This window comes from Pedobacter sp. AC379, assembly GCF_979258145.1.
The window spans coordinates 5,812,713-5,833,141 of the sequence record NZ_OZ409839.1 but is presented as its reverse complement, the minus strand read 5'-3'; the positions used below and the strand labels follow the sequence as shown (position 1 = coordinate 5,833,141).

The following is a 20,429-nucleotide window of genomic DNA, read 5'->3' as shown; positions in this document are numbered from 1 at the left end:
TCAAATTTATAGAGAATTATGAAATCCGTTCGTAATGTTTTTGTTAGTTAGCATAGAAGGCCGCTTCTGCTTTTTTCTTCTTCTTTTCAATGTATGCCGAAACAAAGATGCTTGCCTCATACAATAAAAATAAAGGTGCTGCTACAGTCAACATAGTTAATATATCGGGTGTTGGTGTAACAATTGCAGCAATAATCAAAATGATTACAGTTGCGTATCTTCTGCTCGATCTCATCAGTTTTGGAGTCATTAACCCCAGTTTTGATAGGATAAAAATAATGATCGGAAGTTCAAAAATAATACCTGTTCCTAAGGTTAACGTAGCTATGGAAGATACATATGAATCAATTGTAAAGGTGTTTTTGATTTCAGAACTTACTGTGTAACCTGTTAAAAAATTAATAGATAGTGCACAAATAATGAAGTACCCAAATATGATTCCGATAATAAAAAGTAACGATGCAAAGAAAACAAAACCGCTGGCCGATTTACGTTCTTTTTCATGTAATGCCGGCTTAACAAAGCGCCATATTTCCCACAATAAGTAAGGGAAGCCAAGGATAATACCACACATCACACAAACGTTCAGTTGTAAATTAAACTGACCAGCCATTTCGGTATTTATAATTTCTCCATTGATTTTGGTGATACACATATCCTTTCCTAAAGAAGGGAAGTGTTCAACCAGTTTACACATCATGCGATAGGTCCAGAAATCTGGTTTTTTTGGCCCGAAAATGATTTTATCCAGGATTTCTTCATTGAAGTAAAAAGCGATACCCGTAAAAACGGCAATGGCAATTACGGCTCTGATTAAATGTTTACGGAGAACATCCAGGTGATCGAAAAAAGACATTTCTGCCTCTAATGTGGTGCTCTTTTGCCCGATAGCTTTTGTAAGTAGATTTTTTTTAGTGTCGCTCATGTTGAAAACAAAAATACCATTCTATTTGAATAGAATGGTATTTACGTGTTAAATATAGAAATAGTTTATATTATTCTGAGAAATGCTTTAATATATTAATGAAATCATCACTTAATTAAGTGTAGTGGCCTCTTAATGAATGAACTTTGATCATTTGCTCTATTTCTAAAACTTCGTAAATAATTCGATGTTCTGAATTTATCCTCCTGGACCATTTACCTGTAAGGTTATACTTTAATGCCTCGGGTTTCCCTATTCCTACGAAAGGAGTGTCCCTAATAGAACTTAAAAGGCTATGAATCTTCTTTTGTATAGTTGTATTTCCCGATTTCTTCCAAAAATCTAAATCATTATTAGCGTTTGGAAGAAAAACTATTTCCATAGATTTTCCAAATCAATTTTGGTGAATTTTCCTTCTTTAAAATCTTTATCCCCATCTAAAATTTTTTCTACAAATTCTGGATTATAGGGTTTTTCTCTTTTTTCAAAAGAAATTTTCATTGCTTTCAACACCTGTTTTACTGCATTTAATTGAGCCTTATTTTCTGGGTGTACAATTAATGTTTCCATATTCAAATTTAATGAAATAATTCTAAAGTTTTAATAAAGAAAAATCCCATTCTGTTTTATCAAAATGGGATCTAAATTTATAATAGTTTATATTATTCTGAAAATTCAAACGTTTCCATAAACTTTGTGGTGAAATTTCCTGCCCTAAAGTTAGGATCTTTCATCAATTGCAGATGGAAAGGGATTGTTGTTTTCACTCCTTCAATTACAAATTCGCCTAGAGCACGCTCCATTGTACAGATTGCTTCTTCACGTGTTTGTGCAACACAGATTAATTTGGCAATCATTGAATCGTAGTTAGAAGGAATAGAATATCCAGCGTAAACGTGCGTATCTACACGAACACCATGACCGCCTGGAGAGTGAAAATTGGTGATTTTACCTGGTGAAGGACGAAAATTGTTCGCTGGATCTTCTGCATTGATACGGCACTCAATGGCATGCATATCAGGGAAGTAGTTTTTACCCGAAATCGGAATTCCGGCAGCAACTTTAATCTGTTCTTTAATCAAGTCGAAATTGATTACTTCTTCGGTAACCGGGTGCTCTACCTGGATACGGGTATTCATTTCCATGAAGTAAAAGTTACGGTGTTTATCAACCAAAAATTCGATTGTACCGGCACCTTCGTAACTAACAGCCATTGCTCCTTTAATTGCGGCCTCGCCCATTCTTACGCGGAGTTCGTCGGTCATAAATGGAGAAGGAGATTCTTCAACCAACTTTTGGTGACGGCGTTGGATAGAACAATCGCGTTCTGATAGGTGACAGGCTTTGCCAAACTGATCGCCGATTATCTGGATTTCAATGTGGCGTGGATCTTCAATGTATTTCTCTAAATATAAACCATCGTTACCAAATGCTGCACCTGATTCTTGGCGGGCACTATCCCATGCATTTTCGAAATCTTCATCTTTCCAAACAACACGCATACCACGGCCACCGCCACCGGCAGTTGCTTTTAGTATAACCGGGTAACCCATTTCGTTAGCAATTGCAATACCTTCTTTAACGCTGGTAAGTAAACCTTCCGATCCTGGAATGGTAGGTACACCAGCAATTTTCATGGTTTCTTTTGCAGAGGCTTTATCGCCCATACCGTTAATCTGTTCTGGAGTTGCACCAATAAATTTGATGTTGTACTCGCGGCAAATGTTAGAAAACTTAGCATTTTCTGATAAGAAACCATAACCTGGGTGTATGGCATCGGCATTGGTTAATTCTGCAGCCGAAATAATATTTGGAATATTTAAATAAGAATCTTTACTAGGTGGGGGGCCAATACAAACAGCCTCATCAGCAAAACGTACGTGTAAACTTTCCCGATCTGCGGTAGAGTAAACAGCAACCGTTTTGATGCCCATTTCCTTACAGGTACGGATAATACGCAAAGCGATTTCACCCCTGTTGGCAATTAGTATTTTTTTAAACATAATTTTTTAATTGATGATTACACAGATATTATGATTATACCGACTATTTTGGCACCATCATCAATCTGTGAAATCAGCTTCTAAATAGGTTCTACTAAAAATAACGGTTGATCGTATTCTACTGGTGATGCGTTATCAACCAAAATTTTAACGATACGGCCAGAAACTTCACTTTCAATTTCGTTGAAAAGTTTCATTGCCTCAATAATACAAACTACTTTACCTGTGCTAACTTCGTCACCAACATTTACAAACATTGGTTTTTCCGGGCTAGCTGAACGGTAGAAAGTACCGATCATTGGCGATTTAATTGTTAAGTATTTTGAAGTGTCTTCTGCAGCTGGTACAGCAGGTGTTGCTGCAACTGGAGCAGTAGGAGCTGTGGCAACAGGGGCAGCAGCCTGTACAAGCGGAGCCTGTGGTACGGTAGCATGCACAACTGTTGGTGCTTGGTTTGTTTTGATCGTGATTTTGAAGTTTTCCTGCTCAATAGCAACTTCATTTACTCCAGAACGAGAAACAAATTTAATCAGTTCCTGTATTTGTTTGATATCCATTTTTTAGGCTAGTTATGTAAAAAATAGTGTTTATTGAATTAACTAAGTTATACTTTTTTTGTTTTATTTTTATCTGCAACCACTTAAGGTTGACGGTTTAATAGTTGATAGTTAATGGCTATGATGCTTTATCAAGCAGCTAATTAACTCCAAACTCCAAGCTCTCTACTCAATTACTTGGTATCGTAAGCCCATTTAAGGTAAATCGAACCCCAGGTAAAACCACCGCCGAATGCAGCTAAAACGATGTTATCGCCTTTTTTTAATCTGCTTTCCCATTCCCATAAACATAAAGGTATGGTTCCGTTGGTTGTATTTCCGAAACGTTCAATGTTGATCATTACCTTATCGGTAGTAACGCCCATGCGGTTTGCAGTAGCATCAATAATGCGTTTATTGGCTTGGTGAGGCACTAACCACGCAACATCATCAGCAGTTAAGCTGTTACGTTCCATAATTTCAGCAGCTACATCAGCCATATTGGTTACCGCAAATTTAAACACTGTAGGGCCTTCCTGATGCGCGAAATGTAATCTTGCATCAATGGTTTCGTGGGTTGCCGGCATAACCGATCCACCTGCTTTCATGCCTAAGAAATCTCTTCCAGAACCATCTGTTCTTAAAATAGAATCCTGTATTCCTAAACCTTCTTCGTTTGGCTCTAACAAGGCACAGCCACAGCCATCACCAAAAATAATACAGGTGGTGCGGTCTTCATAATTAATGATCGATGACATTTTATCGCCACCAACTACTAAAACTTTTTTGTGCCTTCCTGATTCTACAAATGATGCACCAGTTGAAAGGCCGAATATAAAGCCAGAACAAGCTGCCTGTAAATCATAACCCCAAGCATTGGTAGCACCAATTTTATCTGCTAAAACGTTTGCAGTTGCGGGGAAAGTAAAATCTGGTGTAGTGGTGCAAAAGATAATCAATTCAATTTCTTTTGCATCAATACCTCTTTTTTTAAGCAAACCATTTACAGCATGTACAGCCATATCGGATGTGCCTAAACCTTCTCCTTTTAAAATTCTGCGTTCTTTAATTCCCGTTCTGCTGGTTATCCATTCATCCGAAGTGTCAACAATGGTTTCTAATTCTGCGTTTGTAAGCACATAATCGGGAACGTAACCATTTACTGCTGTAATAGCAGCGTGAATTTTACTCATTTTAAGAATTTTAATAAATTATTTAAATGCAATTCTAATTTTTTCTACCAATCCAGTGGTAATCATTTCTCTTGATTGTAGAACCATATTTTTAACCGCTAAAGGACTTGAAATTCCATGTCCGATAACAACAGGAGCGTTAACGCCTAAAACCGGACTTCCACCGTACTGTTCGTAATTAAAACGATCGAAGAACTCATCTTTAAGTCCTTTTTTGATGGTAAGCACATAAAATGATTCTGCTAGTTTTAGCATTACATTTCCGGTAAAACCATCGCAAACAATTACATCAGCCTTATCATTAAACAAATCTCTTCCTTCAACATTGCCTACAAAGTTAAATAGGTTGGTATCTTTCATCAACGGGAAAGTAGCCATGCTAAGCATATTACCTTTTTCATCTTCTTCGCCAATATTCATCAGCGCAACTTTTGGCTCATTTATCTGCAATAAATTTTCTGCATATAAGCTGCCCAAAACGCCAAATTGTAATAAAATATCGGGTTTGCAATCGGCATTTGCACCTACATCTAATAATAAGCCAGTGCCACCTTTAATTTTCGGAAGAATTGTACATAAACAAGGGCGAATAATGCCCGGAATGGTTTTAACGCTAAAAACAGCGCCAACCAACATTGCTCCAGAGTTACCTGCACTTGCAAATGAATCGAGTTTCCCTTCTTTTAAAAGGTTAAATCCAACTGCTATGCTCGAATTCGGTTTCTGAACGATTGCTTTGGTGGGATGTTCGCCCATACCAATTACTTCATCAGTATGAACGTATTCAAAGTGATCTGGATTAAAGCCCTCTTCTGCAAGAATGGGTTTAATCTGTTCGGTATCGCCAATAAGAACTAAATGCTCTCCAGCGTTAAGCGATTGATGAGCAGCTATTGCTCCCAAAACAATTGCTTTGGGAGCATAGTCTCCGCCCATTATGTCGAGGCCTATTTTCATAGAAAAAATCTGTTTGTGTTAAGTCAGGTGTAATCCTGAATTTTTCAGTTGACTAAGGTATGACTAAAGCCGCTGAAAACACAAACAATTTTTTAAGAAAATTACCCAATCTGAGTATTTTCGATAACCAGTTTGCCGTTGTAGTATAAGTTACCATCAACGTTGTAAGCACGGTGAGGTACGTGGATAGCACCTGTTGTCGAGCATGTTGCTAAAGAAGGAGTAACAGCTTTATAGTGTGTTCTTCTTTTATTTTTTCTCTGTTTCGAGATTTTCCGTTTTGGATGTGCCATTGGTGTATAATCTAATTATTTTTTTAACTTATTAAGGGCTTCCCAACGTGGGTCGCTTGTTTGTTCATTTTCTTCTGCCTGCTTCTCGATCGATAATTGGTTTAAACGATCAATCATTTCCTGATCGCAATCCTGATCTGCCTGCTCGCAGTTTTTGATATAAGGTACCGCTACGTTAATCATTTCGTATAAAGGGCCCGATATATCAATCTCGGTATCTTTGCGGCTCAGCGAGATAATTTCTTCATCATCACTTTCCAGTTCATCTTCAGCAAACTTTACAATCTGACGTTCGTAAAGATTTATAGGTAAAGAAAACTCAGATAAACATTTATCGCAATCCAAATTAACTGTACCAATAACTTTGAATTTTAGCAGTAACATGGTCTCTTGTTTCTCAAGTTCCAGGTCTACCTTCAAATTTCCGCTTTTGATTAACGAATACTCAAATGCATTAAAAAAGGTATCATCAAGCTCATAATCAAACTGATGAGTTCCCAATTTTAATCCGGTAAACGGTAATGAAAATTGTTTTAGTGGGTTCAAAGTACTGTAAAATTTTAGCCTGCAAATGTAGGGATAAAATAATTAGATTAAAAATGTTTTTTAAAAATTGTTGGCGTTAATCGGACAGGTTTTCAGAATGTTAATTGAATTGGTAATTTTTTGAAAATGAGTTTCAATACATTTATTGGTATTCTTCTTAGTCATGATTTGTAATCCCCGACTTAGAATAAAAAATTTTTATTCGTTTAGTGGAATGTAAAATCAACAGTTTATTGAAGCGAAATTGTAAACCCAACCAACAAAAATTACTGATCAGCCAATACCATTTCCTTGTTATTTCTGCTCCATTCGCTCCATGAGCCAACATAAAGCTTAGGAATTGATAAGCCTGCGTAATCCATAGCCAATAGCGTATGGCAGGCTGTAATGCCTGAGCCACAATGTACAATTACGTTTTCTGGTTTAACCAGAGCCAAAGCCTCAGCGTATTTCTCTTTCAAAATTTCAGGGTCAAGGAAAGCGCCATTAGCATCTAAATTTTCGGTGTAAGGAATGTTAGCTGCGCCTGGGATATGCCCTGCAATTAAATCGATAGGCTCTGTAAGCCCTGCAAAACGGTTAGCATCCCGCACATCAATTACAATGTAATCGTCGGTTTTAGCCACTCTTTCAACTTCATCTATATCCGATAATGGTAAGTGCCAGGCTGTGATGTCATATTTATCGACAGATTTTGGAATTTCCACTTTATCGGTTGTCGGAAAACCAGCTTTAACAGCCGCCTGGAAGCCTCCGTCAATTACCTGTACTTTTTCATGACCAATAGATTTTAGCATCCACCAAAGCCTCGCAGCCGCATTGCCACCATTTTTATCGTCGTACACAATTACACGACTGCCTTTTGTAATACCCAGCTGCTGTAAAACAGTAGAAAATTGCTCGAAAGTTGGTAAGGGGTGTCTGCCACCAGAAGCATAATCACCAATATTTGCTAAATCTTCATTTACATCGGCAAAAAGTGCACCCGCCAAATGTTGTTGGTCATATCTCGCTTTTGAGCCGGCGCTTGCATCTATAATCACGATTTCATCGTCTTGATTTAACCAGGTTAATTCTTCTGGTTTTATGATAGGTGATAATTTCATTCTTGAATCTTTAAATCAAAGATAAATAAATTTGAAGTTAAGGTTAAATAAAGTACAGCTAGCTAATAATTGAAGGTTATTAATTCCTTTTAAAATCTCTTAATAGTGCCCATAGCCCCAAAACTGGTCCAACAGCCAAAACCATATAAAGATAATGCGGATTCATTTCTTTTGCCAAAAGATTAATGACCTGGATGCTAATAATTGTGATGGCAAAACCGATACAGTTTACCAATGTTAATGAAGTTCCTCTTAAACTTGCCGGTGCATGTTTCGCAATCAACGAAGAAAACAAAGGAGAATCTGCTGTGCCCGCTAAACCCCAGCAAAATAAAAAAATAATGAAAGGGTATAAAGTGCTGCTGAAAAGTAAAACAGGCGTAAGCAGGCAGCATAATCCGGATATTGCCAAAGCAATGGTGGCGATGAGTTTAGCGCCGAATTTTTGGGATAATAGGCCGCCAATCATGCATGATAAACCGCCCGAAGCAATAACCAAAAATGAAAAAAGCGGAATATTTAGTGTAGTATTTGGGTGTTTGCTATTAAAAAGTAACAACATACCTGGTAAAAAAGCCCAAAAGGTATACAGTTCCCACATGTGCCCAAAATAACCAAAAGCTGCCGAGCGGAAACCTTGATTTTTGAAACCATCAAAGCAGGAGCGGAAATTAAATTTTTGTCCAACCGTTCTGAAAGGGCCATTAGGAACCAAAATGAATATCGCTAATGCACCGGTTACCGATAGGGCTGAAGTAGCAAAAATAACATAGTGCCAAGGGAAACTTGCGGTAAAAGTTTTCAGCAGATGTGGAAAAGCGGTTCCGAAAACTAAGGCGCCAACTAAAAAGCCTAGTGATTTTCCTAATCCGTCTTTATAATAATCTGAAGCAATTTTCATCCCAACGGGGTAAATGCCTGCAAGCATAAATCCTGTTAAAAATCGGAAAAGCAATAGTAAGCGTACATCTGCTAATTCTAAACAGATACCCAGGTTAAACAATGCTGCAGCAATTCCACATATGAAGAACACTTTTGAGGGTGAAAATTGATCGGATATAGCAAAAATTGCAAAAACTAAGGTTCCACTGATAAAGCCAAATTGTACCATGCTGGTAAGATTGGCCAACAGGTTAGTTTCTGCAGGAAAATTTTTAATGATATCGGGTAGTACTGCATTTCCAGCAAACCACAAAGATGTACACAGAAACTGCGCGATAACTATTGTTGGGAGAATGTGGTTGTTTTTTTTAGTGCTGCTCATTTTGATTTGATGCACAATTTTAACTAAAATAAAACTGATAGTAGTGGAAATACTTTTTGATATGGTGCTTCAACATGCCAGCATAAAAAGACTGAAACGATAGGAGGTCTTTCAGAACGATGGAACACAAAAACTTGCTTTACAAAAAAAGAGTTCACCCACCTAAACCCTTTAGTTTATTGGGGCTGTGGTGGGTTGTATGAAGTCGGACGTGGTTATTGCATCCTATCGTCCATCTCCTTTGGTCTTTCAGCTTTAATCTTTCTACTCTTTACAAACTTTCTACCTTAAGAAGCATCATCTTTAATATCGAACTGAGTTTCTACAACCTTACCGCCCGAACGCAACTGATTGGCCAACATTTCTTCCTGCTCTCTACGGTTTTTTACAATGTGGATGGCGGCAAATAATGCCTCTGTAAATGAAGTTGAATCAGCGAGGTCTTTACCTGCAATATCGTAACCTGTTCCATGATCGGGAGAGGTACGCACAAAGTTTAAGCCTGCAGTATAATTTACACCATTATGAAAAGCCAAAGTTTTAAAAGGAATTAATCCCTGATCGTGGTACATGGCCAAAACCGCATCAAATTGTTTATAGCTGCCATTGCCAAAAAATCCATCAGCAGGGTATGGCCCGAAACATACAATCCCTTTATCGTAAGCCTCCTGTATGGCGGGAGTTATAATTTCAGCTTCTTCTGTGCCTAATAATCCGTTATCGCTGGCATGAGGATTTAAACCCAGTACAGCAATTTTTGGCTTTTCAATCCAGAAATCTTTTTTCAAACTTTCGTTTATCAGCTTTAATTTACTAATGATTTTATCTTTTGTAATGGCTGTTGGAACATCTTTTACAGGGATATGTCCGGTAACTACACCAACTCTTAAATTTTCACTAATGAGGAACATCAGCACATCTTTACTGCCACTTTTTTCCTGTAAGTATTCGGTGTGGCCCGGAAAAGCAAAAGTATCTGATTGAATGTTATGTTTATTAATAGGAGCGGTAACCAAGGCATCAATATCTCCGTTTACCAGATCGGCAGTTGCACGCTCTAACGATAAAAGTGCGTATTTACCTCCTGTTGGCGTAATCTGACCCAACTCAATTTTAACATCTTCTTCCCAGCAATTTATCATATTGGCTTTTTTAGGCTGCGCCTGGTTGGCCTGATTGATTACATTAAAACTAAAATCGCCCAGATTGTTTGCTTTTCTATGGAAAGATGAAACCTTGGTATGGCCATAAACAATTGGTGTGCAATAATTTAAAATAGCAGGGTTGGATAATGTTTTAATGATTACTTCTAAACCAATGCCGTTCACATCGCCTATACTAATGCCAATTTTAAGTTTATCGCTCATAATTACTGGAAAATTTTAGCGCAAATTACTGATTTTCGATTAAACAGGTGCTTACCGGATAAAAATTAGTTATTTTGTATAAAATAGAGTAGCCACGGAAACACCGTTTATACGGAAAGGAAATGGGGTTATCCTACCTTTCATTGCATTTTTTCTGTGCCTCAGTGGCAAAATAAAGCATAAAGATGAGTTTAGTTAAAGCGAAAAAACACTTAGGTCAACATTTTTTAACCGATAAAGGCATTGCCAACCGTATTGTAGAGGCTCTGGTGAACACGGATAAATATAACCAGGTTCTAGAAGTTGGCCCTGGTATGGGAATCCTGTCTGATTTTTTGCTGCAACGTAAAGATTTAGAAACTTATTTAATCGATATTGATACCGAATCTTTCCATTTTCTGAATGAAAAATATCCTCAGTTGGGCGATCGCCTGATTAACGGTGATTTTTTAAAGCTCGATTTTGATGCTATATTCCCTGGTCAGTTTGCCATTATAGGTAATTTTCCATACAACATATCTTCTCAAATTCTATTTAAGATTTTAGATAACCGCAACAAGGTGGTAGAAATGGTTGGTATGTTTCAAAAAGAGGTTGCACAACGTTGCGCGGCACCTGCGGGCAATAAAGAGTATGGCATTTTGAGCGTATTTCTTCAGGCTTATTATAAAATCGAATATCTTTTTACGGTTAAACCGGGTACATTTAATCCACCACCAAAGGTACATTCGGCCGTAATCCGTTTAACCAGAAATGAGGTGGAGACTTTAGATTGTGACGAAAAATTATTCTGGCGTGTGGTTAAGGCAGGTTTTAACCAACGAAGAAAAACTTTGCGCAATGCGGTTTCGGCAGTGATGCCAAAAGATAAAATGGACGATCATATTTACTTCGAGAAACGTGCCGAGCAATTGACCGTGGCTGATTTTGTGGCCTTAACGCAGCATGTGAGTAAGTTGATGGAAACTTAAACCCTAATTTTTCGTCTACCTTGAATAAATTAAAAAATGATATGAAAAATCAAATTACCGTCTCTTTTAGTATCCTTTTGTTATCTATAATAATGCTTGGTTGCTCAGCGTTACATATGGACCCCAAGTCGTTATATATCATGAAACCTTTAGCTCCAAGTACAAAATTATCAATATATCTGGAGGATAGATCTGCATTTGATATGGATATCCAGAATACTTCAAAAGATACTTTAATACTCAAAAGGGCAAATCATAAAGATCAGATAATAGTCAAGGGCAAGATTTCGATATCGGTAGATCCTAAAATTGATATTGAAATATTAAATGTTTCTAGGAAAGGGATTAAGCCTATAGTTCGGATATATAATCATAAGTCAAAAGTTGTAGATGAGGTAAGTGACATTAAATAACTAGTAAAAAGCTGATTTTTCTACTACATGTTGTTACATCAAATTGCAAAGTAATGATCATTCTTATCTAATTTCTCCTTTCCTTTGCGCTGTATTATTAAGGATATCTTATGATAAATTATCGCGAAATTTTTGAGGAACAAGGCATTGACTATTTAACCTATCGTGCATTGGTCGATCAACTTTTGTTGGAAGGAAAGGCAACTGGAGAAGTAAGTTACGATTTGCACTACACTAAAATGAATGTGCAAAGGATGAGCCGTGTGGATAAAACGATTAGCTTAAATGATGAACTAACATCAACAATTAATCAGCTTAAAGAAAAGTATAAATTTTTAGTCATTACAGAGGGGTGGTGCGGCGATGCTGCGCAGATTATTCCAATTTTTAATAAAATTGCTACTGCATCATTAGGTAAGATTGATCTGAAATTTGTGCTTAGAGATAAAAACCTTCCATTAATTGATGCGCATTTAACAAATGGAGGAAGAGCTATTCCGGTTTTAATTGTATTAAATGAATCGGCAGATCAAGTTTTGGCAACTTGGGGTCCAAGACCACAAATTTTGCAGGAGCTTTTAAAAGAGTGGAGAAAAGAAAGTACTGATATGCCTATTTTGGCAGAAAAACTTCATGGCTGGTATGCAAAAGATAAAACGCAAACTACACAAACCGCATTAAACGTGCTTTTAAAAGGGCTTGAGGTTTAATTAATCTTCAATTGATTTTAAAACAGCTTCAAGTTCTTTCTCTGAGATAGAATCCTGGTCTGATTTATCATAAATAGATAAAAGATAAATTCTTTTATTAACGATACGTATTTTAGTGATTAACCTAGCGCCACCGGATTTGCCTTTTCCTTTACTGGAAATGGCTATTCTAATCTAATAACAATCGCTACCGATAGGACTGCCCTGTGTTGGGTTTAACTTTAGACTTTCTACAAAAGCAATGATATCACTTTTGGCCGACTTGTGTTTCTTACAGAGTTTCTTGAATTCTTTATTGAACAGGGATGATGTAAATACATCAAATTTCATTTATTAAATCCTCAAACCTTTTTAATTTAATCTTTCCTTGTTCAGCTAATTCTGTTTCTTTATAAGCATTTGCTAAATCATTGAGGTATTCATCATTTGATTGCTCAATGTTCTTAATTTTAATTCCCTTAATGTTCTTCAATGTTTCCAAAATTGAAAAAGCATTATCATCTTTTATTTCTAATGTAACTTGCATAGCTTTAATTACTTATCTAAAGATAGCGATTTATTTCAACAAAAATTCATGTTTAATCAACAGAAACAGTTAATCCTTCTTGCTGTAAAATTTTGCGGTAAACTTCCATTTCCGTAAATGATCCTTCTAAAACGGGGCATTTTCCATCATTATGCACTTTCCATGCAATTTTTTCGGCCTGCGATTCGTTATAATCCAAATATTTCATCATACAATAAATCACGTGATCGAAAGTATTGATATCATCATTCCACAAAATAAGGCGATGTACAGTTTTTAGGGAAGTTAAAATTTCTTCGAGCGTAAAGGTCTCTTCTTTGGTTTCTGTAGACATGGTGCAAAAATAAACAATAATTTATAAGATTTGACCTATTGGATATTAGATTTTAGGATATTATATTGGATCTCATCTCTCAAATCTCGCCGCTCATATCTTTTTTAATTAACTAACTTTGTTTAACCAAAATATAAATACTCAACATGCACCAGTCTAAAATTGCCGGAATAGGTTACTATGTTCCGAAAAATATATATACCAACGATGATTTAAGCCGTTTTATGGATACCAACGATGCGTGGATCCAGGAGCGTACCGGTATAAAAGAACGTCGTTTTGCCGACCGCAATGAAGAAACCACCACAACAATGGGCATTGAGGCTGCTAAAATTGCCATTGAAAGGGCTGGAATTACCGCAAAAGATGTCGATTTTATAGTTTTTGCTACCTTAAGTCCTGATTATTATTTCCCTGGATGTGGGGTATTGTTGCAACGCGAAATGGGGATGGGTGAGATTGGTGCTTTGGATATCAGAAACCAATGTTCGGGCTTTGTTTATGCACTTTCGGTAGCAGATCAGTTTGTTAAAACGGGTATGTACAAGAATGTTTTGGTAGTGGGGAGCGAGAAACATTCGTTTGCAATGGATTTTGAAACAAGAAGCCGGAATGTATCAGTAATTTTTGGTGATGGTGCAGGGGCTGTGGTGCTACAACCTACTAATGAAGCTGGAAAAGGAATTTTAAGTACACATCTCCATAGCGATGGTGCCGATGCCGAAATTTTGGCCATGTATTACCCAGGTTCTCATGCCAATAAATGGCTCAAAGATAAACCAGCTTATCCGGAGCAAGAATTGGGTGGATTATTTATGACACAAGAGATTTTAGAAAGTGGCGCCGCTTTACCTTATATGGATGGGCCATCAGTTTTTAAAAAAGCAGTTGTAAAGTTCCCTGAAGTAATTAAAGAGGCCTTAGCGGCTAACAATTTAACAGAAAAAGACATAGATCTGCTCGTGCCACACCAGGCAAATTTGCGTATTAGCCAGTATGTACAGCAGTTGTTGGGCTTAAATGATGATCAGGTATTTAATAATATTCAAAAATACGGCAATACCACAGCGGCTTCTGTTCCAATTGCTTTATGCGAGGCTTGGGAAGCAGGAAAAATTAAAGATGGCGATTTGGTTTGTCTAGCTGCTTTTGGTTCGGGCTTTACCTGGGCCAGTGCATTAATTAGGTGGTAACCATAGGTTCGTTATTTAGGGCAAAGTGCAACGAAGTTGAGAATTAATATCGATTCGTGATTTCGATAGATAATTTATTGTTTAAACTTTGCATGTTAAAGGTTCTTAATGAATTGATAGGCTGCGAGAAATCGTCATTTCCGCCTGCGCGGAAATGACGACATATTCTATTCTGATGTTTGTTTACTTGAGCGTAGTGGAAGGCCCTAGTTTTGCGTTTTTGGCTTAATAAAATCAGCCAGGTAACTGCACTCTCCTGCTGCAACAGCATAGTAAGGGGTTTTGGCATAATTAAACCTTAGCTCTTTTAAATAAGGATTATTATAATTCGCCTTAATAAAGTTTCTCCATTTCACATCTTTTTTATCGTAATAGTAAAATGATAGTGGATTAGCATTCATAATAATCTGTTTTTGCAAACATTTGGCCAACATAAACGTGCATTTCGCTTTAAAATCGGCATTTGTGCTTAAAGCCCTCGCTTTTAAATACCAGGCCTTTGCAGTTTGAGCTTTTTTATAATCTCCGTCATATACATACCTGGCCGGGTTACCATTGTCGTAAGATGACCAATCATAGCTGATTAAAAACCAACTGTTGCCGAAATATCCTGTTTGATATACAGCATTGGCCATTTTATAATAATAAAGCGCAGCATTTTTTTTGTCGCTAACGGCTAATTTCTGTAAACGGAGCATCTCAGCAGCAAAAGTCTTTTTACTAACAGAAGCCTTGGCGGTTACATATTTCTTAGGGTAATCGTTTATCGTTTCGATAAAAGGATTGGCATACAATTTTGAATTTGATTCAGATCCATACCAGTTTTCAGGGCTGAAATATTTGTAGGCAGGCGAAACTTTTGCAAACATTTGAACGGCCTTGTCATATTGGTGCGTACGCAGGTATGTAGTGCCAAATAATTCGTAAAAATCGTCATTTTTAAGCTGGTTTAAGGCCGTTGCCAATACAGCCGTTACATCATTTCCGGCTGATTTGGTTTTATAAACGGCCAATCCCTGCATGCTTTTCGGACTTAAGTTTTTCTGCCAGAAAGCAATACTTTGGTAACTCATATTCTGAAAAAGCGAATTCTCTTTTAATGTTTTATATACTAAATCACCTTTAACCATAGCCAGGGCCGCTTTAGCCGTATCGCCCATGTTTAAATATGCCGGTGCTAGTATTTGTTGGTAAAAATTTCTGGTTGTTCTGCTAAAACGCTTTTCTGCCTCATCGGTATCATAATCGTATTGCCCTTTAGGTTGGGTGTTGTTTTCTGCAAAACGCTTTTCATCAAGCCATTTCAATGTTGGCAATAAATCATTTTCGTTAAAGGGATTTCCTTTTTTGATGTTTTTAGCCTTAATCAGTAAATCTGTAATGCGGTATTGATCGCGTAATCTTTCTGGTAATTTATCTGGTTTTAAAATGGCAAGATAATTTGAAGCCATAAAATCTTTATTCTCTATCCATGATAAATATGCTGCAGTTAATGTACCCAATTCTGGTTGCGGATATTTTTTTTCGGTGGCCAGTTTTACTGCAAAATTTCTGATTTCATTTAGCCGTTTTAAGTTTACCGTTTTTAAACTGTCTTTATATTTAGGATTACCATTATCCGAAAAATAGTAATTGTAACCAACTTTGGCAATATCGTTCGCCTCAATTAAATCTTGCTCCAGTTTATTTACCTCGCGTACCAGCAAAGTGCCGTTTAATATACTTTTTGGTTCGTACTGATAAACCTTATTTAAACTTTCCAAACCCGAATCGGTATTGCCAAACCCGTTTATGGCCCAAATATTGGCTTTTTCATTATTCGTTTTGGCATATTTTAATGCACCGTTAACTGGCGAACTGGTATAATAATAATTTTTATAAGCCTGTACCCTGCGCTCCGGATTGCTTGCAAAAACCTTAGAGAATAAAAATGCAGATTCTTCAGGATTTCCCAATCTTCGGGTAGATCCTGCGTAAAGTGCTAGTGCCCAGCCTTTAACCGCACTATTAACCTTACTGGTTTTAATGTATTTATCGTATGTAGATTTACTTTCAGTATGATAACCAGCAAAATGAAACATTCGCTCAGCCTGGTAGGCATAACGTAATTTCAGGAAGTCATCTTTTTCATCTTCCGTCAATTTTAGTCCTTCTTTAGCCTTTGATTCCATTGTAATGGTATCACGTGGTTTTGCATCCCAAAGGCTAAATTCAACATCGGCCAAAGGCTCACAGCTTTTGGCAAACAGATAATACTTTAAAGATTCTTTACGTTTGCCTAGGGCCTGGATAAAACTGTTTTGTTGTAAACTATCTGGTAGTTGAGAAACATTGCCATTAAAGCTGATCAATTTTACATTGGTTGCGCTATCTGTTTTATACATAACTTTTAGCACATCATCTTTTTTTACACTCAGGTATCTGGCCCATTCGCGGCTGTTAATATCTGACTCACTTTCTACATCCGTTTCACTGTTCAGGTAAACCATCTGGTTATAAGCAAATGGAGCATATTCATCACCCTCAACATTATTGTGAAAGTAAGTAATGTAATAATCATAGGGATCTATCTCGCCACCACAGGCAAGATTTACGGCAATTTCGCCGAAAAATGTAAGCAAGAAGATACTAAAAATTAGCGATAATTTTTTGAAGGTTTTCATTGGTAAAATGTTTTAATAGGTCGGTGTCTAAATGGTAGAAAACAAGATTCCGGTCTTTAGGGGTTAAATATCGGGATAAAAATTTGGAGGTAACAAGTAAATCTTCCGCAGAAATTTGTTCCCATCTTACTACATCTCCCTGTTTTAATCCGGCGGTTGGATAGTCAACCAATAAATCATAAAAAATGGAATTTCCTCTTTGCTTAAAAAGTTTTTTATCTTCAATTTGTGTTTTGCCTATCCGTTTGGAGATACCAGCGTACTGCTCTTTCCTAAATACTACTGCCCACTCAAAAACCGGTAGGGCAACATCAAGTGGCAAAGGATAATGCTCAAGAAAATCTTTTAGGTAAAGATCCATTTCATGCTGATCCAATATCGAATTTTGTTCGCCATACTTACGCAGATTACCCATGTTGTAGCACATTAAAATGGCTTTTTCTACTGGAGGTACGCCACTTGATACCAAATTTTTAACCTGATGCAGGCGAAGGGTAACCGAAATGTTTTTATCTTTTAGCAGCGCATTGGCCTTTAACTGCTCAAGAAATTTGAAATACCGGTTTCTTGTGCCTTTTGTCCAGTCGCAATCAATCTGCAGTTCCTGGTAGTTTTGTTTACCTGCCTGATTTACTTTAGCAGCTACAAATTTTGCAATACGATCGGCCATTACAGCAGTTTGTATCGTATCAATCTTATTAAAAACGTTGTTAACAATAAAAACAACAGGTATAATATTAACCGTTTTGGGTAGCGGATCAGAAAATTTAATTGGCGAAACGGGTACCGGCAATTGTAAATCAGGATTAAAATCTACATCCATAATCCGCACATATAAAGATTGTGCTTTAAAATGATCGAGATAGGTAGTTTCTGCTTTTCTGTTATGATAATCTGTTTTCCAATAATAAAATGTAGGGTGCACTGTTGATTTTTGCTTACATCCAAAGATGAGAAATACAGAAATCACTAAAATACTTATCTTGCGCATATCAATTTTATTGAGGCAAAAGTAGTATAAAATGCGAGCAGTTTTACAAAGAGTTACACATGCAAGTTGCACGGTTAACGACCAGATAACAGGGGCAATTGGAACCGGGTTTTTGGTATTATTAGGTATTGAAGATGCCGATACCTTGGAAGATCTGGATTGGCTGGCACAGAAAATTATCGGTATGCGTGTTTTTGGCGATGAAAACGGATTAATGAATAAGGCCCTTGCCGATGTAGGTGGTGATATTTTACTCATCTCTCAGTTTACATTATTCGCCGCAACCAAAAAAGGAAACCGACCAGGTTTTATAAGGGCGGCCAAACCAGATGTGGCCATTCCACTTTATGAAAAAATGATCGCAAAACTTTCTGATTTGTTGGGCAAGCAAATTAAAACAGGTGTTTTTGGTGCAGATATGAAAATTGCGTTACTAAATGATGGCCCGGTTACAATTATCATTGATACGAAAAACAAAGAGTAGCGCATTATTTATTTTAACAACCCAATTGCTAGTAGATAATACAGTTATGAAAAATAATATGAATTTTGGAAAGTTAAAATCCAACGCTTTGGATTTAGGTGTATTTGTGTTATTTGTTATTTTAAAACTGGTTTTACCCTTTCTCCTTGTTAATGCGGCGTACAGTTTGCATCGCGATGAGTTTTTGCATTTAGATCAGGCAAATCATTTGGCTTGGGGTTTTCAGAGTGTACCTCCGGTAACCTCCATATTTGCGTTGATTATTAAATTTTTGGGTGGGAGCGAGGTGGCCGTCCGTTTGGTTTCTGCCTGTATCGGAGCGGCGACCCTGGTATTCAGCTGGAAAATTGTAGATGCGCTAAACGGTAATTTATATGCGAAAGTGTTGCTCGCAATTGCTTTAATATGCAGTGCAATTGGACGGTTAGATTTACTTTTTCAACCAAATGCGTTCGATATTTTAAGCTGGACGGCTGTTTATTACTTTTTAATCAGGTTTTTTAATACAAAAGAAAACAAATTCCTCTATTTTACAGGTATTGCACTTGGGCTTGGCTTTTTAAATAAATATAGTATTCTATTTTTAGTTGCAGGTTTAATTCCCGCTTTGTTAATTTCGAAACAAAGGCAGGTTTTCAGCAATAAAAACCTCTATTTGGCTACTGTGCTGGCTTTACTAATAATGCTACCCAATATTATTTGGCAATATTCACATCATTTTCCGGTTGTGGGACACATGAAAGAATTGGCGGCAACCCAATTGGATAAAATTAACCGGATTGATTTTTTGAAAGAGCAGTTACTCTACTATTTCAATGTTATTTTTATTGTTTTAGGCGGAATAATTGCGCTATTGTTTTATAAACCCTTTGCTGCTTACCGGTGGATAATTTTTAGCTTTATAATTTCAATTTTCTTGTTTACTTGGTTTAGGGCAAAAGGGTATTATGCTGCGGGATTGTATCCTGTAATTATTGCGGCTGGCTGTACTTGTTTCAGTTATATTTTTAACAATGGCTGGAAAAAATATCTTAAAGCATTAATTGTCGTTTTACCCATTATACTGTTTAGCCTCACCATGAAATTCGCTTATCCGGTATTAAGCCCACAACAGATTATAGCCCAACACGGTAAATTTGCCAAAATTGGCATGTTGCGTTGGGAAGATGGTTTACAGCACGATCTGCCTCAGGATTTTGCCGATATGCAAGGCTGGAAAGAACTGGCCGCACTTGTTGATATTGCTTACGGAAAAGTTAAAGATAAATCTACCGTATTGGTACGTGCCGATAATTATGGACAGGCCGGCGCAATCAATTATTATTCAAAATATAAAAACATCAATGCGGTATCATACAATGCAGATTACCTGTACTGGTTTAAAATGGATAAACCGATCAAAGATTTAATTATGATCACCTGGTGGAAAGATGAAGATCCGCAACGTAAGCGGGAGCAGCCTTATTTTGCCAGGATTACGAAAATTGGGGAAATAAAAACACCTTATGCACGTGAAAAAGGGGCAGGTGTGTTTTTGCTTGAAGGTGCTAAACCCGAAGTTAGCAGTATTATAAAATCAGAAATAGAGGAAGAAAAAAATGACCATTAACGAAGCACAGGAAACGGTAGACCGTTGGATTAAAACCACAGGAATCCGTTATTTTAACGAACTTACCAATACCGCAATCCTTATGGAAGAAGTTGGGGAAGTAGCCCGCATTATGGCCCGGAAATATGGCGAACAATCTTTTAAGAAAAGTGATGAAGAAGTGAACCTTGCCGATGAAATGGCCGATGTAATGTTTGTTCTAATCTGTTTGGCCAACCAAACCGGTATCAATTTAACGGATGCGCTGGAAAAAAATTTAGAGAAAAAAAGTATCCGCGATGCTGACCGGCATAAGAATAACAAGAAGATAAACCCCTAAATTACCTAAGGTGACTTTATATTTTT

General features: G+C 37.0%; 24 protein-coding genes. 7 read left to right on the top strand and 17 right to left on the bottom strand.

Going from position 1 to position 20,429, the window contains the following annotated elements:
* Window positions 1-43 precede the first annotated feature (43 nt).
* From tatC to pdxA, 12 genes are all read right to left on the bottom strand, one after another.
* Entirely contained in the window at window positions 44-925 is an 882-nt protein-coding gene (tatC, locus tag ACZZZW_RS25085; protein ID WP_055913052.1) for a twin-arginine translocase subunit TatC, read from the bottom strand.
* A gap of 115 nt (window positions 926-1,040) precedes the next feature.
* The gene (locus ACZZZW_RS25080) at window positions 1,041-1,307 is read right to left on the bottom strand and encodes a Txe/YoeB family addiction module toxin (protein ID WP_463497506.1); all 267 of its coding nucleotides are present in this window, start codon (window positions 1,305-1,307) and stop codon (window positions 1,041-1,043) included.
* Window positions 1,298-1,495 (bottom strand): DUF2683 family protein, encoded by a 198-nt coding sequence (locus ACZZZW_RS25075; protein WP_463497503.1) that lies wholly within the window; start codon window positions 1,493-1,495, stop codon window positions 1,298-1,300. The genes ACZZZW_RS25080 and ACZZZW_RS25075 overlap by 10 nt, the downstream gene beginning before the upstream one ends.
* 92 nt (window positions 1,496-1,587) lie before the next feature.
* Window positions 1,588-2,928, bottom strand: a complete 1,341-nt coding sequence (accC, locus tag ACZZZW_RS25070) for an acetyl-CoA carboxylase biotin carboxylase subunit (protein ID WP_055913043.1) — start codon at window positions 2,926-2,928, stop codon at window positions 1,588-1,590.
* An 80-nt stretch (window positions 2,929-3,008) separates the two neighbouring features.
* Entirely contained in the window at window positions 3,009-3,485 is a 477-nt protein-coding gene (gene accB / locus ACZZZW_RS25065) for an acetyl-CoA carboxylase biotin carboxyl carrier protein (RefSeq protein WP_055913040.1), read from the bottom strand.
* 173 nt (window positions 3,486-3,658) lie between these two features.
* A complete protein-coding gene (locus ACZZZW_RS25060; protein WP_055913038.1) occupies window positions 3,659-4,657 on the bottom strand; it encodes a beta-ketoacyl-ACP synthase III in 999 nt (332 codons plus the stop codon).
* 18 nt (window positions 4,658-4,675) lie between these two features.
* Window positions 4,676-5,614: a phosphate acyltransferase PlsX gene (plsX, locus tag ACZZZW_RS25055; protein ID WP_055913035.1), complete on the bottom strand. Its 939-nt coding sequence runs from the start codon at window positions 5,612-5,614 to the stop codon at window positions 4,676-4,678.
* 101 nt (window positions 5,615-5,715) lie between these two features.
* On the bottom strand, window positions 5,716-5,907 hold the full coding sequence (gene rpmF, locus ACZZZW_RS25050) for a 50S ribosomal protein L32 (RefSeq protein ID WP_082458872.1): 192 nt from the start codon (window positions 5,905-5,907) through the stop codon (window positions 5,716-5,718).
* Window positions 5,908-5,922: 15 nt separating this feature from the next.
* Window positions 5,923-6,453 (bottom strand): YceD family protein, encoded by a 531-nt coding sequence (locus tag ACZZZW_RS25045; protein WP_055913032.1) that lies wholly within the window; start codon window positions 6,451-6,453, stop codon window positions 5,923-5,925.
* Window positions 6,454-6,719: 266 nt separating this feature from the next.
* Window positions 6,720-7,559 (bottom strand): sulfurtransferase, encoded by an 840-nt coding sequence (locus tag ACZZZW_RS25040; RefSeq protein WP_055913030.1) that lies wholly within the window; start codon window positions 7,557-7,559, stop codon window positions 6,720-6,722.
* Window positions 7,560-7,638: 79 nt separating this feature from the next.
* Window positions 7,639-8,823 (bottom strand): MFS transporter, encoded by a 1,185-nt coding sequence (locus ACZZZW_RS25035; protein ID WP_055913027.1) that lies wholly within the window; start codon window positions 8,821-8,823, stop codon window positions 7,639-7,641.
* 287 nt (window positions 8,824-9,110) lie between these two features.
* Window positions 9,111-10,190, bottom strand: a complete 1,080-nt coding sequence (pdxA, locus tag ACZZZW_RS25030; RefSeq protein ID WP_055913025.1) for a 4-hydroxythreonine-4-phosphate dehydrogenase PdxA — start codon at window positions 10,188-10,190, stop codon at window positions 9,111-9,113.
* A gap of 185 nt (window positions 10,191-10,375) precedes the next feature.
* Between pdxA and rsmA the strand changes: the two genes are divergently transcribed.
* From rsmA to ACZZZW_RS25015, 3 genes are all read left to right on the top strand, one after another.
* The gene (gene rsmA, locus ACZZZW_RS25025) at window positions 10,376-11,161 is read left to right on the top strand and encodes a 16S rRNA (adenine(1518)-N(6)/adenine(1519)-N(6))-dimethyltransferase RsmA (protein ID WP_055913022.1); all 786 of its coding nucleotides are present in this window, start codon (window positions 10,376-10,378) and stop codon (window positions 11,159-11,161) included.
* A gap of 140 nt (window positions 11,162-11,301) precedes the next feature.
* Complete coding sequence (locus tag ACZZZW_RS25020; RefSeq protein WP_157255489.1) at window positions 11,302-11,574, top strand: hypothetical protein; 273 nt, start codon at window positions 11,302-11,304, stop codon at window positions 11,572-11,574.
* A 110-nt stretch (window positions 11,575-11,684) separates the two neighbouring features.
* Window positions 11,685-12,284, top strand: coding sequence for a thioredoxin family protein (locus ACZZZW_RS25015; protein WP_055913017.1), 600 nt, complete (start codon window positions 11,685-11,687; stop codon window positions 12,282-12,284).
* Here the strand turns inward: ACZZZW_RS25015 and ACZZZW_RS25010 are convergent, their stop codons facing one another.
* The 3 genes from ACZZZW_RS25010 to ACZZZW_RS25000 form a co-directional block, all read right to left on the bottom strand.
* Window positions 12,285-12,446: a type II toxin-antitoxin system RelE/ParE family toxin gene (locus ACZZZW_RS25010; protein WP_255352066.1), complete on the bottom strand. Its 162-nt coding sequence runs from the start codon at window positions 12,444-12,446 to the stop codon at window positions 12,285-12,287.
* Window positions 12,447-12,603: 157 nt separating this feature from the next.
* Entirely contained in the window at window positions 12,604-12,810 is a 207-nt protein-coding gene (locus tag ACZZZW_RS25005) for a hypothetical protein (RefSeq protein WP_055913015.1), read from the bottom strand.
* A gap of 52 nt (window positions 12,811-12,862) precedes the next feature.
* Complete coding sequence (locus tag ACZZZW_RS25000) at window positions 12,863-13,144, bottom strand: ATP-dependent Clp protease adaptor ClpS (RefSeq protein ID WP_029274160.1); 282 nt, start codon at window positions 13,142-13,144, stop codon at window positions 12,863-12,865.
* 146 nt (window positions 13,145-13,290) lie between these two features.
* Between ACZZZW_RS25000 and ACZZZW_RS24995 the strand changes: the two genes are divergently transcribed.
* Entirely contained in the window at window positions 13,291-14,337 is a 1,047-nt protein-coding gene (locus tag ACZZZW_RS24995; protein WP_055913010.1) for a 3-oxoacyl-ACP synthase III family protein, read from the top strand.
* Window positions 14,338-14,543: 206 nt separating this feature from the next.
* Here the strand turns inward: ACZZZW_RS24995 and ACZZZW_RS24990 are convergent, their stop codons facing one another.
* Window positions 14,544-17,000: a hypothetical protein gene (locus ACZZZW_RS24990; protein WP_055913007.1), complete on the bottom strand. Its 2,457-nt coding sequence runs from the start codon at window positions 16,998-17,000 to the stop codon at window positions 14,544-14,546.
* Complete coding sequence (locus ACZZZW_RS24985; RefSeq protein WP_055913003.1) at window positions 16,966-17,991, bottom strand: hypothetical protein; 1,026 nt, start codon at window positions 17,989-17,991, stop codon at window positions 16,966-16,968. The genes ACZZZW_RS24990 and ACZZZW_RS24985 overlap by 35 nt, the downstream gene beginning before the upstream one ends.
* A gap of 31 nt (window positions 17,992-18,022) precedes the next feature.
* Between ACZZZW_RS24985 and dtd the strand changes: the two genes are divergently transcribed.
* Genes dtd through ACZZZW_RS24970 form a run of 3 tightly spaced genes read left to right on the top strand, consistent with a single transcriptional unit; the run spans window position 18,023 to window position 20,403 of the window.
* Window positions 18,023-18,475, top strand: coding sequence for a D-aminoacyl-tRNA deacylase (gene dtd / locus ACZZZW_RS24980; protein WP_055912999.1), 453 nt, complete (start codon window positions 18,023-18,025; stop codon window positions 18,473-18,475).
* Between the two features lie 58 nt (window positions 18,476-18,533).
* Window positions 18,534-20,084, top strand: coding sequence for a glycosyltransferase family 39 protein (locus ACZZZW_RS24975; RefSeq protein ID WP_463497490.1), 1,551 nt, complete (start codon window positions 18,534-18,536; stop codon window positions 20,082-20,084).
* On the top strand, window positions 20,074-20,403 hold the full coding sequence (locus tag ACZZZW_RS24970; protein WP_055912997.1) for a nucleotide pyrophosphohydrolase: 330 nt from the start codon (window positions 20,074-20,076) through the stop codon (window positions 20,401-20,403). The genes ACZZZW_RS24975 and ACZZZW_RS24970 overlap by 11 nt, the downstream gene beginning before the upstream one ends.
* Window positions 20,404-20,429 lie beyond the last annotated feature (26 nt).

What these genes read in the sequence shown, in the direction of transcription:
- ACZZZW_RS25080 (WP_463497506.1), bottom strand. Translation starts at nt 1,307, where the DNA reads ATGGAAATAGTTTTTCTTCCAAACGCTAATAATGATTTAGATTTTTGG.
- ACZZZW_RS25035 (WP_055913027.1), bottom strand. Translation starts at nt 8,823, where the DNA reads ATGAGCAGCACTAAAAAAAACAACCACATTCTCCCAACAATAGTTATC.
- ACZZZW_RS25060 (WP_055913038.1), bottom strand. Translation starts at nt 4,657, where the DNA reads ATGAGTAAAATTCACGCTGCTATTACAGCAGTAAATGGTTACGTTCCC.
- ACZZZW_RS25075 (WP_463497503.1), bottom strand. Translation starts at nt 1,495, where the DNA reads ATGGAAACATTAATTGTACACCCAGAAAATAAGGCTCAATTAAATGCA.
- ACZZZW_RS24985 (WP_055913003.1), bottom strand. Translation starts at nt 17,991, where the DNA reads ATGCGCAAGATAAGTATTTTAGTGATTTCTGTATTTCTCATCTTTGGA.
- dtd (WP_055912999.1), top strand. Translation starts at nt 18,023, where the DNA reads ATGCGAGCAGTTTTACAAAGAGTTACACATGCAAGTTGCACGGTTAAC.
- ACZZZW_RS25020 (WP_157255489.1), top strand. Translation starts at nt 11,302, where the DNA reads ATGAAACCTTTAGCTCCAAGTACAAAATTATCAATATATCTGGAGGAT.
- ACZZZW_RS24975 (WP_463497490.1), top strand. Translation starts at nt 18,534, where the DNA reads ATGAATTTTGGAAAGTTAAAATCCAACGCTTTGGATTTAGGTGTATTT.
- ACZZZW_RS25005 (WP_055913015.1), bottom strand. Translation starts at nt 12,810, where the DNA reads ATGCAAGTTACATTAGAAATAAAAGATGATAATGCTTTTTCAATTTTG.
- rpmF (WP_082458872.1), bottom strand. Translation starts at nt 5,907, where the DNA reads ATGGCACATCCAAAACGGAAAATCTCGAAACAGAGAAAAAATAAAAGA.
- ACZZZW_RS24990 (WP_055913007.1), bottom strand. Translation starts at nt 17,000, where the DNA reads ATGAAAACCTTCAAAAAATTATCGCTAATTTTTAGTATCTTCTTGCTT.
- accC (WP_055913043.1), bottom strand. Translation starts at nt 2,928, where the DNA reads ATGTTTAAAAAAATACTAATTGCCAACAGGGGTGAAATCGCTTTGCGT.
- rsmA (WP_055913022.1), top strand. Translation starts at nt 10,376, where the DNA reads ATGAGTTTAGTTAAAGCGAAAAAACACTTAGGTCAACATTTTTTAACC.
- ACZZZW_RS25040 (WP_055913030.1), bottom strand. Translation starts at nt 7,559, where the DNA reads ATGAAATTATCACCTATCATAAAACCAGAAGAATTAACCTGGTTAAAT.
- accB (WP_055913040.1), bottom strand. Translation starts at nt 3,485, where the DNA reads ATGGATATCAAACAAATACAGGAACTGATTAAATTTGTTTCTCGTTCT.
- tatC (WP_055913052.1), bottom strand. Translation starts at nt 925, where the DNA reads ATGAGCGACACTAAAAAAAATCTACTTACAAAAGCTATCGGGCAAAAG.
- ACZZZW_RS24970 (WP_055912997.1), top strand. Translation starts at nt 20,074, where the DNA reads ATGACCATTAACGAAGCACAGGAAACGGTAGACCGTTGGATTAAAACC.
- pdxA (WP_055913025.1), bottom strand. Translation starts at nt 10,190, where the DNA reads ATGAGCGATAAACTTAAAATTGGCATTAGTATAGGCGATGTGAACGGC.
- ACZZZW_RS25000 (WP_029274160.1), bottom strand. Translation starts at nt 13,144, where the DNA reads ATGTCTACAGAAACCAAAGAAGAGACCTTTACGCTCGAAGAAATTTTA.
- ACZZZW_RS25015 (WP_055913017.1), top strand. Translation starts at nt 11,685, where the DNA reads ATGATAAATTATCGCGAAATTTTTGAGGAACAAGGCATTGACTATTTA.
- plsX (WP_055913035.1), bottom strand. Translation starts at nt 5,614, where the DNA reads ATGAAAATAGGCCTCGACATAATGGGCGGAGACTATGCTCCCAAAGCA.
- ACZZZW_RS24995 (WP_055913010.1), top strand. Translation starts at nt 13,291, where the DNA reads ATGCACCAGTCTAAAATTGCCGGAATAGGTTACTATGTTCCGAAAAAT.